The organism is Candidatus Tisiphia endosymbiont of Empis tessellata, from assembly GCF_964031035.1.
GTDB lineage: Bacteria > Pseudomonadota > Alphaproteobacteria > Rickettsiales > Rickettsiaceae > Tisiphia.
Genome location: NZ_OZ034997.1, coordinates 920449 through 934520, shown reverse-complemented (window position 1 = coordinate 934520; position 14072 = coordinate 920449). Strand labels below are relative to the sequence as shown.

The 14072-nt window shown below is 31.6% G+C and carries 13 protein-coding genes and 1 tRNA gene; 5 read left to right on the top strand and 9 right to left on the bottom strand.

Annotated elements, in window-relative coordinates:
- Positions 1 to 326 precede the first annotated feature (326 nt).
- Entirely contained in the window at positions 327 to 1112 is a 786-nt protein-coding gene (locus AAHM86_RS04975) for an HAD family hydrolase (protein ID WP_342267490.1), read from the bottom strand.
- A 202-nt stretch (positions 1113 to 1314) separates the two neighbouring features.
- On the opposite strand from AAHM86_RS04975, the gene AAHM86_RS04970 reads away from it, so the two are divergent.
- The 5 genes from AAHM86_RS04970 to typA all read left to right on the top strand — a co-directional run bounded on the left by AAHM86_RS04970 (position 1315) and on the right by typA (position 5638).
- Positions 1315 to 1557, top strand: coding sequence for a type II toxin-antitoxin system prevent-host-death family antitoxin (locus AAHM86_RS04970; protein ID WP_342267489.1), 243 nt, complete (start codon positions 1315 to 1317; stop codon positions 1555 to 1557).
- Positions 1554 to 1973: a type II toxin-antitoxin system VapC family toxin gene (locus tag AAHM86_RS04965; RefSeq protein WP_341751551.1), complete on the top strand. Its 420-nt coding sequence runs from the start codon at positions 1554 to 1556 to the stop codon at positions 1971 to 1973. The genes AAHM86_RS04970 and AAHM86_RS04965 overlap by 4 nt, the downstream gene beginning before the upstream one ends.
- Positions 1974 to 2182: 209 nt before the next feature.
- The gene (locus AAHM86_RS04960; protein ID WP_342267488.1) at positions 2183 to 2791 is read left to right on the top strand and encodes an MFS transporter; all 609 of its coding nucleotides are present in this window, start codon (positions 2183 to 2185) and stop codon (positions 2789 to 2791) included.
- On the top strand, positions 2724 to 3530 hold the full coding sequence (locus tag AAHM86_RS04955; protein WP_342267487.1) for an MFS transporter: 807 nt from the start codon (positions 2724 to 2726) through the stop codon (positions 3528 to 3530). Before AAHM86_RS04960 ends, AAHM86_RS04955 begins: the two co-directional genes overlap by 68 nt.
- Positions 3531 to 3817: 287 nt before the next feature.
- On the top strand, positions 3818 to 5638 hold the full coding sequence (typA, locus tag AAHM86_RS04950) for a translational GTPase TypA (RefSeq protein WP_342267486.1): 1821 nt from the start codon (positions 3818 to 3820) through the stop codon (positions 5636 to 5638).
- 9 nt (positions 5639 to 5647) lie between these two features.
- On the opposite strand, the gene rimM is transcribed toward typA, so the two are convergent.
- The 8 genes from rimM to iscX all read right to left on the bottom strand — a co-directional run bounded on the left by rimM (position 5648) and on the right by iscX (position 13914).
- Complete coding sequence (gene rimM, locus AAHM86_RS04945; RefSeq protein WP_342267485.1) at positions 5648 to 6139, bottom strand: ribosome maturation factor RimM; 492 nt, start codon at positions 6137 to 6139, stop codon at positions 5648 to 5650.
- A 3-nt stretch (positions 6140 to 6142) separates the two neighbouring features.
- Positions 6143 to 7495, bottom strand: coding sequence for an MFS transporter (locus AAHM86_RS04940; RefSeq protein ID WP_342267484.1), 1353 nt, complete (start codon positions 7493 to 7495; stop codon positions 6143 to 6145).
- A gap of 142 nt (positions 7496 to 7637) precedes the next feature.
- Positions 7638 to 8294, bottom strand: coding sequence for an isoprenoid biosynthesis glyoxalase ElbB (gene elbB, locus AAHM86_RS04935; RefSeq protein ID WP_342267483.1), 657 nt, complete (start codon positions 8292 to 8294; stop codon positions 7638 to 7640).
- Between the two features lie 7 nt (positions 8295 to 8301).
- Positions 8302 to 9246 (bottom strand): D-alanyl-D-alanine carboxypeptidase family protein, encoded by a 945-nt coding sequence (locus AAHM86_RS04930; RefSeq protein ID WP_342267482.1) that lies wholly within the window; start codon positions 9244 to 9246, stop codon positions 8302 to 8304.
- A gap of 4 nt (positions 9247 to 9250) precedes the next feature.
- Positions 9251 to 10495, bottom strand: coding sequence for an AmpG family muropeptide MFS transporter (locus AAHM86_RS04925; RefSeq protein ID WP_342267481.1), 1245 nt, complete (start codon positions 10493 to 10495; stop codon positions 9251 to 9253).
- Positions 10496 to 10505: 10 nt separating this feature from the next.
- On the bottom strand, positions 10506 to 13112 hold the full coding sequence (locus AAHM86_RS04920; protein WP_342267480.1) for an AsmA-like C-terminal region-containing protein: 2607 nt from the start codon (positions 13110 to 13112) through the stop codon (positions 10506 to 10508).
- Between the two features lie 292 nt (positions 13113 to 13404).
- A tRNA-Val gene (locus tag AAHM86_RS04915) sits at positions 13405 to 13480 on the bottom strand.
- A 224-nt stretch (positions 13481 to 13704) separates the two neighbouring features.
- Positions 13705 to 13914: a Fe-S cluster assembly protein IscX gene (gene iscX, locus AAHM86_RS04910; protein ID WP_341747867.1), complete on the bottom strand. Its 210-nt coding sequence runs from the start codon at positions 13912 to 13914 to the stop codon at positions 13705 to 13707.
- Positions 13915 to 14072: the final 158 nt, after the last annotated feature.

The window sequence follows — 14072 nt, the reverse complement described above, 5'->3', positions numbered from 1 at the left end:
TAGCCTAGGATGTCATATATGGACGTTCCTGCTTTCGTGAGGAGGTATTACTAACGTGGATAGTCAAAATAGGTTGTTATGAACCTAAAAATTGAATAGAATGATAAAAAACTCATCAGAAGTATACTATATACTCTAGAATAGAAAACCAAAAATTGCGTCGTCATTATCCAAGAGTCTAGCGGTATACTCAAATGATCCTACGAGCAGTATACCATCTATAAAAAAGGTTTGTAACTAGAATGATTATAACAAAGCTTTAAGAAAAATGGGAGAAATAATCCTTAGTTTTAATGAAAATTATACTAGGAGTCCTAGAAGTTTTGCTATTGTCTTTTCTTCAAAGCAAAATTAGTATAATCCCTATCATAAGAGTAGTTTAAATCTCCTAGGGAAGGAACTTCATCTAACAGTTCTAATTTACTCTCTGTTGGCTGATCAAAGTTAATCTGTATTTGATTTTCTTTTTGTTCTTGTGTTGTAACTATCTCAGAAGCCTCATTTAAATACCCGATATCCTCGGTAACATATATCCCCTGCATACCATTTTTCCTTGCTATATCCACATTATCTGAATCATCATCTATTAAAACAACCTTCTTATTCTCAGAAACACCAAAATGCCTCTTGGCTTCCTCTATATGCTCCTGTTTGCCTTCATAGTCATCTCTACGAGGATGCGACACTACATAAATTTTTTCCAATAGAGTCGATTCTAAAGCAAGTTGCTCAAGAGCGTATTTGATCCAATCAGGATATGAGCCAAAAGATACAATAGCTATATGACATCCTATAGTTAATGCTTTTTGTAATAATTCTACTAATAGCTCTTTATTTTTCCAATTTTTTGTTTCATCTGCTAGAAATTGATCTACACAATTTTTACGATTGAAAGTACTACTAAGAGCATTGTGTAAGGAACCTTTTACTATTGTTCCATCCCAATCAATACATAATAACATCTTATCAAATTGAGTTTTTTTCTCCAAAAAACTCTTTTGCTGTTTAACTTCTAGTTGTTCAGCATCCGGAGTATTCAGTATCTGTCTATCTTTTGGTATGCTAAAATCTAAAGGGGCGAGTTCTAATCTTGCCTGTTTTAATTTTGACATCTGTTGTTCTCTTATATTTATTTTTTATTCTTCTTGAACCCAAAAACTCAGAACTTAATAAATTAATTTTAAAATTTTTGCAAGCAGATTATTAAGATTATTTAAGTAAAATGAAATAGATTAATCACTGTGATTAGCATATTGCATTGCTTATTAAAATATAATAAACTAGTTAATTTAACTAGTTTATTAAAGAGGATTCATGAGAATAGTTGGTATGTTTAAAACAAAAACTCACTTAACGGAGCTAATAAAAGAAGTAGAAGCAGGTGAAGAATTATGCATAACAAACAGAGGAAAAGAGGTAGCTTTTGTTATACCTGTAGCTAAATATTATTCCCAACGATTTGATGATCTATTTAAAAAACTTGCTGAACTTAAAAAACATAGTCCTCTTGGCTCTACAGATGATGTTATTAAAATGAAAAATCTTGGTAGAAAATGAATTTAGTAGTAGATTGTTCATTCATCATGTCATCGATTTTACCGGATGAACAGCAGCTTAAGGTCGATAATATTTACCATCAGATTTCTAACAAAGTATATAATATATTTGCCCCTGCTGTCTTTTTTTTAGAATGTAACAACGTGCTTATATCATCCTTAAAAAAACAGCGTATTATTAAAAGTAATTATGAAGAGTATTTACACCTCTTAAATACCCTTCCAATTAATATTGATAAATTTTGTTCTAGCCCTGAATCTCTACATATAATAGCAAGGATTGCAGCTAAATATGGTCTAACGTCTTATGATGCTTCTTACCTTGAATTATCCCTACGCCTTGAAGCAAGCATTGCTACTCTAGATAATAATTTGGCTAATAGCTGTAAGATAGCAAATATAGAATCTATAATTTAAAATACTAAAATACTTCAAATATATACTTATAGTGAATTCAGTTGAATTATGTCAAATAAATCTCCACTCGACCTTTTAGGTTGTATTAAGTACTAGTATATTGTTATACTAATAGTTTAATTATTTTAGCCTACTATATCATTTTTTCTTGCTATTAATTAACCAAATTATCAATATTTATAGTACTATTAAAATTATAAGGTGAATGAATGATAGGGAACTATAAAGAACAAAAAGGTTTAACAAGGAAACAAAAAGAAGCCATCGGATTGCTTTCAGCCGGGACATTCCTAGAGTATTTTGACCTGATGTTATATGTTCATATGGCAGTATTTCTTAATGAGCTATTTTTCCCAAAATATGATCCACATACTACAGCAATTTACTCTGCTACAGCTTTCTGTTCTGGCTTTGTTTTTCGACCGGTTGGTGCATTAATTGTTAGTTGGATAGGTGATAATGTAGGGCGTAAGAATACCGTTATCATCACGACTTTTATAATGGCTTTATCATGTCTTATAATAGCTAATCTACCTACCTATGCCCAAGTAGGTATTACAGCTCCTTGGTTGCTCACCATATGCCGTATACTACAAGGAATGTCCTCTATGGGAGAGACAGTAGGAGCAGTACTTTATTTAACTGAATCTATAAATCCACCAGCCCAATATCCAGCTGTTTCGTCAGTTTCGGTTTTTGCTACTTTAGGAGGAGTCGCTGCTTTAGGCATAGCATCGTTAGTGACCTCCTATGGATTTAATTGGCGGTATAGCATTTTGGATGGGAGCGAGTGTAGCACTAGTTGGTACAGTAGCTAGAAAGAGTCTTAGAGAAACGCCGGAATTTGCTAATACCAAACGTCAACTAAAAAAAACTCTTCAGCAGACTTCAAATGTTGCCGGTATAGTTCTCAAAAAACTGGAAAACAACCGGATATGGCAGGAAAAAGCTAATAAAGTAACAGTAATAGCCTTATTCTTAATAGAATGTATGTGTCCCGTATGTTTTTATTTTGCTTATATTTATTGCGGAAATATTTTAAAAACTTCTTGTGGTTATAGTGCTGAACAGGTCATTCATCAAAATTTTATTATTTCAATATGTTCCTTCCTAAGTACTTTGGTATTAGCATATTTAAGTTATAAAATATATCCGTTAAAAATTGTAAAAACTTTGTTATTAATATTTGGTGTATTTGTTTTAGCTTGCCCTTATTTATTAAATAATATTAATAGCTCATTTGATGTATTTTTAATGCAATTATTCGTTATGTTATTTGTACCTAATGGTCCCAGCTTAGGACAGCCAATTTATTATAAACATTTCCCTGTCTTTAAACGGTTTAGCTGTGCTAGTCTTACCTTTGCCATATCTCGTGCCTTAATGTTTTTAGTTAGCTCTTTTTTGATTGCTTACTTAACTGAGTATTGGCATCATTGGGGGATAATGATTATATTAGTTCCAGTCTACATAGGTTTTGCATTTGGGATATTTCATTTTGAAAAGTTGGAGAAAGAGACTGGGAATTATCCACAAAAGCCTTATGTAGAGGTATAGATAAATGTTGACAACATAATGTAATAATTCGTTTTGTTACTGTTGGTATTTTTAAATGCATAGCTAAAGTTAAAAAATGTATTACAGTTTCTTCTACTATCTTTTTAGCTTTTTCCAGTGATTTAGCTCCTAGCGTTTCTAAATTATGAATTCGATCCAAGAATTCTAGCAAGCGAGGAGCAACGTTGTTGCTAATTCAACTGAATTCACTATAACACAAGAACTCTATTCCAATTTGATATATTTTGCTCTATAATGCATATCTAAAAATATATTAAAGGTTTTTGATGTTTGCTATTCGCAATATTGCCATTATCGCCCACGTTGATCATGGTAAAACTACTCTAGTTGATAATATGCTTAAACAAAGTGGGACTTTCCGAGAAAACCAAGCGGTAGCAGAACGTGCTATGGATTCAAATGACCTTGAACGCGAACGTGGTATAACTATTTTAGCTAAATGTACCTCCCTTATGTGGGAAAATATCCGTATCAATATAGTTGATACTCCTGGTCACGCTGATTTTGGTGGTGAGGTAGAACGCATTCTTACTATGGTAGATGGAGTTGTATTACTAGTTGATTCTTCTGAAGGTACAATGCCTCAGACAAAATTTGTGTTGTCAAAAGCTCTAAAACTTGGTTTGAAACCAATTGTTGTTATCAATAAAATCGACCGTCCTGATAGAAGAGTAAGTGAAGTAGTTGATGAAGTATTTGAATTATTTATGGCATTAGAAGCAACTAATGAACAACTAGACTTCCCAATTATCTACGCTTCGGGACGTAGCGGTTGGGCATCGCGTCATCTAGAAGATGAGCAAAAAGATATTTCTCCTCTTTTTGATTTGATAGTATCTCATGTACCTGCTCCTGTTGCTGATAGCAGTCTTCCATTTTCTATGCTTGTTACTACTAGAGAATATAACTCATATTTTGGTCGTGTATTTACCGGTCTAGTGCAGAGCGGTACGGTTAAGATCAACCAAAATGTTAAAGTACTTAATCGCGATAATATGGTAATTGAAAATGCTAGAATAAGTAAAATACTATCATTCCGAGGATTGGAACGTGTAGCTGTCGATGTAGCATATGCAGGGGATATCATTGCTATTGCTGGAATCCAAAACGCTACGGTAGCTGATACTATCTGTGACCCTGAAATAATGCTAGCACTCCCTTCCTTACCTATAGATCCACCAACATTATCTATGACCTTTGGAGTAAATGACTCTCCTCTTGCTGGACGGGAAGGATCAAAGCTTACATCACGAGTTTTAGGTGATAGATTGATGAGAGAGATCGAAAGTAATGTGGCAATACATGTCAGTCAAACTGAAGAAAAAGATGCTTTTCAAGTTGCAGGTCGTGGTGAGTTACAATTAGGAATATTAATTGAAACTATGCGACGTGAAGGTTTTGAACTATCAATCAGCAGACCACGTGTATTATTCAAAGAGGATGAACAGGGAAAAAGATTAGAACCAATTGAAGAAATCCAAGTTGATGTTGATGATGATTTTGTTGGAGTTGTTGTTAAATCCTTGGCAATACGTAAAGCAGAAATGACTGATATGCGTCCATCTGGTGGCGGTAAAACTAGAGTCACATTCTTAGGACCATCACGCGGTCTTATTGGTTACCACGGTCAGTTTCTAACCGAAACTCGAGGTACAGGTGTTATGAACCGTGTTTTTCATAGTTATGGTCCATATAAAGGGGTTATTGAAGGAAGACGTAATGGAGTATTAATTTCTAATGGGGATGGTGAATCTGTTGCTTATGCTCTATGGAATCTTGAAGAGCGTGGAAAAATGTTTATAAACCCTAATGAACTAGTATACCAGGGAATGATTATAGGCGAACATAATCGGGATAATGACCTAGAGGTAAATCCTCTGAAAGCCAAACAATTATCAAATGTCAGAGCTTCTGGCAAAGATGAAGCTATGCGTCTTATCCCACCAGTCATTATGACATTAGAACAATCTATCAGCTATATCCAAAATGATGAAAGAGTAGAAGTTACTCCTAAATCAATTCGGCTTCGTAAGGCAGTATTAAACCCTAATGACCGAAAGAGATCAGAACGACGTAATGAGGACTAATTGCTATAGTCAAATCTTTGCTAAAATAGCATGCTCTTTCGTCACTACTGGGAAAAATTGCTTGTTAAAAGGAAATAGTTCTACTTTTTTATTGCTGACAAACTCGATTTCAATGATATCACCTGCTTTAAAATTAAAAACATTTGTAATCTTTCCTATAGCCACCAAATTGGTATCTAGTACCAGTAAGCCTCTTAAGTCTTCAATATAAAATTCATCTTCACTTAATGAAGGGAAGTCTGCTCTATGACAGAAAATCTTACATCCTTTTAATCCTTCAGCTAACGTCCTATTATTCACCTGGTTAAATCTGCATATTATATCACCTTTAGAATTTTTACTAATGAGTTTAAGGATAATTTTTTTTCCTAATTCATCCACCAAATTCATTTTAATGATATTAGTATTTGGCATAGTAAAAGATTTGACGTAAACATTACCCTGCATTCCGTGTGCTGATGATACTACACCAACAAAAATTAAATCTTTTTTAATAGACACCACCTAATTCATTAAGAGAAACCATTTTTTCTTTTTTGGATAGTTTCCAGCTGCTTTCTCTAATTTTTCAAAATGAAATATGCCAAAGCTATATCCTATCATGACTGGAATTATAATAATCAGCAATCCATAATTACCTAAATATTTTGTTAAATAAATAAGCCCAAAAGATGTGATAATATACATAATAGTACTAGATATAGCATATAAAAAACTAACATATGTGAAGCGTTTAAAAACAGGGAAATATATAAATAAAATTGAATGGGCTGGTGTTAAACCAGGTATAATCAATATAATAAATGCTTGGAACAGAAAAATATCAAAAGGTGTTCTAGCATGACTCAATAAGTATAGGCAAACTAGAATAAGAACCCAAAAAATTACCATTCTAATTTTTAAAATCATTAGGGGGTACACATAATAACCTAAATATATCAATGATAAATTCCCTAACATTTCTACTATTGAAACAAAGAAATTTTGATAGATAACTTGTTCAGCCGTATAACCAAAATTATTTCTAAGAATCTCTCCGCAATGAATAAATGTTAAATAAAAACATACTGGCCAAGCACAGAATATTAAAAACAAAGATAAAGCTGTTACTTTATTAACTTTTTCTGTCCAAATAGGATTCTTTTCCAATATACTAGAATTCTCATTAATATCTGCAAAAATCATTTTCATTCGTCGTTTTGCGTCAGCAAATTCTGGTGTTTCTCGTAGAGTTGTTCTAGCTAATGAACCGACTAACGCAACCAATGCACCAAACCAAAAAGCATAACGCCAATTGAAGTTGTAAGAGGTAGCAATAAATGCAACGCCCAAAGCAAAGGTTGCCCCTAATACAGCAAAAAAACTTATTAATGCTACAGACATATATTGTTGTGGACGTTTTATAGTTTCAGTCAAATATAATTCTGCCCCTATTATTTCTCCCATGGAAGTCATGCCTTGTATAATACGACATATTGAAACAATCACAGCAGCAGTAATACCTATTTCAGCATAAGTTGGCAAACTAGCAATAATAATACAAGAAAATGCCATCATAAAAGTAGTAATAATAACAGTTACTTTACGTCCTATAGTATCACCAATCCATCCAAAAATTAACGCCCCAATAGGTCTTAATAAATATGTGGTACAAAAAGCAAAGGCTGAAAGTAATTGTGCTGCATAGGGATCATATTTCGGGAAAAAAAGTTCATTAAGAATTACCGCCATATGTATATAGAGCATCAGATCAAAATACTCTAGAAATATACCGATTGAAAGTAATCCGACAGCCTCTTTTTGTTCTCTAGTTAGACAAGTTTGAGATACCCCATCTGCTTGTATTAATCTATTCATATTGACCTATATCTTCCTTATTTAACCTCAGTTTTGGATTAAAATTAAAAATTTTAATCCAAAACTAGCTAGAATAATTTAAGTTCTTCAGAAAAATGTATTCTTGAAGTGCTTCTACGAATACATTTTAATCTATTATCGTTCAGATATTAGTACACATTTGCAGCACTTTAATTACTAAACCCTTAATACCTTTATGTATTTGTGCTAAAGGAGAATTTAACATAAAAGCAGGAGTAGTAACCAATCTATTATCTTCGTACACGACTATATCTTGAGCATTACAAGTTTCTCCTGTTGCTCCTAGCTTATGTATCAGATCATTTGATTCTCCAAGGATAACCTTAATTTTTGTATGATTTCTTAAGACTATAGCAAGTAAAGCAGGAGCAATACATATAGCTCCAATTGGTTTTGATAAATTATAGAAGCCTACTATTATTTCCTGTAAGTCTTTTAGTACTGTAGCATTTTCATTTTTAAGTCCTATATCAGACAAATTTAGTGCAGCACCAAACCCACCCGGTAATATTAAAGCATCAAAGTCTTCAGCACGTATTTGATTTAATGGTTGAATTTTACCACGAGCAATGCGTGCTGATTCAACCAAGATATTACGCTCCTCTAACATTTTTTCTTGAGTTAGATGGTTAATCACATGATGTTGATTTTTATTAGGAGCAAAAATTTTTACATTTACATTATGCTTATCAAGTTCCAATAATGTAAAAACTGTTTCAAAGATTTCAGCTCCATCTAAATATCCACAACCTGAAATAATTACAGCAATATTTTTCATAATATTTCTATAGTTTTTTTCTGTTTCTTGCTTTAAGATTTGTAGCAACTTTAGTTGATTTTGTTTTCTTACCATATGTTCTTGATGGTACTGTTGTCTTGACTATCAATTTATCAACCATAGTCTTATTATTTCTAGGATGGTCAAAATGGGTATCTAATAGTTTTACCATTTGCATATTTCTAGACTCAGCAGATTTACCACCAGTAACAATAGCAACCAAAGATTTATTTTGTCTAGTTGCTGCAGTAATCAAGTTATAGCCGGCTGGAATGGTATAACCAGTTTTCAACCCTTCAACTCCTTCATAAGTTTCATTTACTTTATTATGTCCCCGTACAATATTGCCTCTAAAAACAAAGTTGTTTCTAGAGAAGAAAGCATAATATTTAGGGAAATATCGCTTAATAGCTATAGATAGTTTAGCAAGATCTCGGGCTGTAGTTTTCTGACAAGGATGATGCCATCCAGAAGCGTTTTTAAAATAAGTATCTTTCATACCAAGCTGTTTAGCACGAATATTCATCAAACGAGCAAAATTTTCTTCAGTACCTTTAATATTTTCAGCTACTACCATAGCTACATCGTTTGCTGATCTAATAATTAGCCCGAAAATAGCTTCTTTTACAGTAATAGTTTCTTCTGCTTTAAGACATAATTTGCAGGGCAACATTTTCTCTGCGTTTTTTGAAACATATAATCTTTGATTCATTGATAACCTGCCAGATTCTAACGCTTCAAATAACAAATACAAGGTCATTAATTTTGTCAATGAAGCAGGATATATTCTAGTAGTAGAATTTTTATCGTGCAGTATCCTACCAGTATTATAATCTACGACAAGACTTGTCTGAGTTGGCGAAGACACAAGCTTTTTTGCAGCATAAACAGGATTTAGGTTTGTACTGAATATTATTACGCAAGTAAAAAATAGCAATAATCGTATTAACATAATTTTATATTTTAGAAATCTTTTTATTAAGATAGAACAATATTATAAGTCCTGGCAAGGCTAGAATTATTGTTAAGATAAAAAAATTATCCCAACCCAACATTTTTACTAGGCTACCACCATAAATGGTGACTGTATTATTAAATAAAGTACTACTACTGCTGAGTAAAGCATATTGCGATGCAGAATATTGTTTATTACACAATATGCTAATATATCCAACAAGTGCAGTCATACCCATAGCAGAAGCAAAATTTTCTATAGTAATGGCAATAAACAGAGATTCAGAACTTACTGGTTGATGATTTAACCAAATAAATGCGAAATGCGTGATACTCTGTATAATTCCCGTTATAATCAGTCCTCTAAAATTTCCAAGTCGGTATACAACTATTCCGCCAGCAAAAGACCCAGCAACTGTAGCTAGTACACCATAAAATTTAGTAATCAGTGCTATCTGTCCCTTTGTATAACCAAGTTCCATATAAAATAGCATAGATACTACAGCAAGCATAGCATCACCTAATTTAAAGAATATTACTGCTAGTAAAATAGTAACGGCATATTTCCTAACAAAGAAGTCCTTAAAAGGGTTAATTACTATTTTTGTTAGTGATAATAAAGATAAAATATCAACATTTTCTCGTAATAATGTAGGTTCATTGACAGTAATTATAAAAATTGTTGCTACAACAAAAATTATACTCATAGACACAAATGTAGCTGACCAATCACTTGTGGCTTCAGCAAAATACAAAGCCCCAGCTCCAGTAATCAGCATGCCAAGTCTATAGCCTAATACTGCCGTAGCACTTGCTATAGCTTGGGTTTCCTGATCAAATTTATCTATCCTAAGTGCATCAACACTAATATCAAATGTTGCTGACAAGAAACCAAGGCAAATAGTAAGAAAATATAGTAAAGTTAATGATTCATTAGGTAAAATTGTACTCATAGTGAATAGTACTAAAGATATTAGTATAGTACAAAGTATCAGCCAACTTTTTCTATGACCAAATTTCTTTAATAATGGTATATTAAAATAATCTACCAAAGGAGACCAAAAAACTTTTAGCGAATAGGATAGTCTTGCAACGGCAAAAGTGGTAATAATTGCAATATCAATATTAGAATCTTTAAGCCAAGCAACTAAGCTAGTGAATAATATAGCTAGTGGCATGCCACTAATTGCCCCAAGAACCAATATTTCGAATAGTCTATAATCTTTTAAAATTCTTAATAATAACATTTATTCTTCTTTAATTTGTAGATTTCCTTCTGTTCTCTAAAGCCTTTCTTAGTTCAGTCTCGTCTGACGTTTTTATGGTATCTAATATAGTGCCTGAGGTTTTTATTGTAAGATTTATAGGTGTATTTTGATTACTAGAATTATTTAGATTAGGATTTAAGTCTGATATATAGAAAGATAATATTGAAGATAATACCATATCCAAATTATATATATTTACAGCTAATGATGCAGCTCCGCTAGCATATTTTGTATTAAATACTAAGTCTTTCATTGTAACTATTCCATTTTTTAACTGAAGATTACCACGCAAATTATTCAATTCAGTTTGCCCTTGATACATAAATTTTGCTAAATCATCTTTTAAATACTTTAGACTATAGTCTTTATTATTAATTTTTTCTATCAATGAATCAACAGAGAAGTTACTAATCTTGGCATTTTTTACTACAAATTCTGATTGAGTGTTAAGCTCATACAATAATTCTTTTAAACTATTGCCATGAGTAGCAAGTGTTCCATTTATGCTCATTCCACCGTAATTGTCTAGTAATCCTCTTGGCAAAACATTAGATAATTGAGCTAAATCAATAGAATTAAGTGCATAAACAAAGTTCAGAGTATATGGATTTAATAAAATATTACCTTCTGCTTTTAATTTACCAGAAAGTAGATTTGCTTCAAGGTTATCAATCTTAAATAAAGCATTATTATTTGCTAAAGCAAGTTTAACATTTTGTAATACTAGATCATTCTGAATTATTTTTGATAATGCACAATTTAATTTTAACTCTATTTTTTCTACGTCAAATTCATTCAATAAGTTATTTCGCAGATTAAGTAAAGATTTAGGGGTTAAAAAGTTAACATTAAGAGAACCATCATTTATTGTAATTGTTAGTTGCGGTTTAATGTTACTTGCTAACAAACTAGCACTAAGATTGATGTAATCACTATTGCCTCTTATATCAAGATTACTAATTCCAATATTACCTGGTGAGACATTTGCTAAGATATATGCTTTGCCAAATGAATTATTTCCTATCAGCAGATCATTTATAGTAATATCAAAATTACCTAAATAATCAGCTGTCCTAATGGGAATATATTTAGCTAAGTATGATTCATCTTGCATATTCTCTGACAAACTTTTAGCAAATTTGATCATTGGTGAGATTATCGGGTAATCGTCTCTATTTAAATCAATCGAAGAAAAGTCAATGGTCGCTATAAAATGCGGCATAGAACCAATAAATCTAGCAGTAATATTACCTGTAACTTTAGTGTTGTCAGTTTTTAACATAAGGTTTTGTAAATAGACATCTATTAAAGTTAGTTTTAAATCTGAAGATAAAATAAAAGCTGTAGGTTTTTTACTAGCTGCTTGTTTGTAACCTAAAGTATTCAACACAGAATTAAGGTCATTATGTTGCAAGTAAATTGTGCCATCAAATATACTTCGTACTGAGTTTTGGGTTACATTACCTATCAATTGAAAATTTCCTCCGGATTTTATTGTACCAGAAAAATCATTGACCACTAATACCCCTTTATCTAAATTAAATGAAAGTTTAGTATTATTTAATATCTCATCGTTACCTAATATTATTTGGTCAACTAAAACATTCGTTATGATTGATTTATTATCAAAGATAAGTCTTAATCCAAAAACTGAATCACTAAATTGGTTAATATTGTTTGATGAAGTGATAAGTGATTTTACGTCTATTTTAGAGAAATATAATTTTATTATACTAGTAACATTGTCACTTCTGCTCAAATATACCCCTCCATTACCTACAAGCGAATTAGAGTCTATGGTTACATTTTCTAGCTTGAGCAGTTGCCCAGTAGGTAAGATATCAAATTTTATATTTACCTTTTCATTCTGATTAAATCTTCTAAATAAAGAATCTAAATCTAGCACTAGAATATGTAATATATCAGCTAAATTTTGTATTAAATATTCTGCTTTACCATTTATTAGTTTAGAGTCTATATAGGTTTCTAGCAAATGAAAATTATAATCATTATTAGAGATAGTAAGATCGAAATTTATTTGGTTGGCCTTTTTCTCAAAAAACCCAGATAATTTTCCTACATATCCTCCATCCCCTTTGAATGAAGTGCTATTAGCAATAGAGTTATTTTTAAATAAAGAGCAATTATTTAAAGTAAGAATAGGTTGGTTATTTTTATTTAGAATACTCAGATTTTTAACATTAAAATTTATATCCATTATATCATTTGTTATAAATGAACTAACTAGCCTATCATGATTTATAATGTCAAAATCTTGTTCATCTGAATATATTGTGGCACTATATATGGTTACAGCACTAATTCTTGGTCTGAAAATTAATAATGACCATGGGACAAAGCGAATTTCTATATTTTCTAATTCTAATTTCCCTTCCTCTTTTATGTGATCAATAATCAAATAAGGTATGGGAAATTTAATTATTTTAATTTTTTTTAGATTCTGAGGAGAAATTTTTAATTCATTAACAAGACTATTACTGGCAGAAGTATAATCAACAAAGTTTACCTCAACTAATATAGTACATACTAACAACGAAATAGCAATAACAGTAAATATAATTACTTTTCTTATCATAAAATTATTATCTTCCAAGAACCAATATTACTAGGTATATATCAAAAACGTTAAAAATAAAAACTATATAATAAATATCTAACATGATGGGGGTAACAAACAAGGGGTAAGCAGACTAGGTGTGCATTTTAACACTTTTGTAATAATTTCTCCCTCAAAAAACTAGTTAAAGAGAGAGTTTTTTGGTGGTCGTATTCCGGCAACTTTAGTGAAAAAACGGCATGTGACGGGAATACAGACTTTTTATTGCAATAAATTGCAATGATAAAAACCCTGAAATCCGAGAGATATATGGTGGGCGATGACAGACTCGAACTGCCGACCGTCCCGGTGTAAACGGGATGCTCTACCAACTGAGCTAAACGCCCCTTCTTTCAATTTAACGCAGATAATGCCCTATCTCCCCAAAAAAATCAAGTTATTTCTGTAAATTATTTAGATTCTATAGCTAACCTAAAGTAAGGTCTATCTATTAGAGTATCTTAGATAGACCTTACTTTAGGTTAGCTATAGATGAACTACATGAGGTACAAGTACGTACATTCTCCGCAAGTATTTGTGATAGCTCTCCTTCAAAGCAAAAGAGTATATATTAATCTTCAAAATTACTATCTTTAATCTCTTTCCAAGCTTCGAGAATTTCTTTTAACACTTCTTTATTTGTTTCAATTTCATGGTCATCAAAATCACTTAATGATTTTATTAAGTCCTCAAGATCTTTTAATGTTAATTCCGATATATCCTCATCGGAATAATTTTTTTCTAAACTTATAGCAATTTCGTCAACATCATGCCAATGCATTATTTTTACCTAATTATTTCCATAGGCATTACTATTACCATCTAACCATTCCTCTACCAATTAAATAATATATTAGTGCAGGCTTAAATATAGTATATTATTAAAGGGGGTGAGATTATTATGCAACTATATCTGTAAAATTTAACTTAAAATACAAT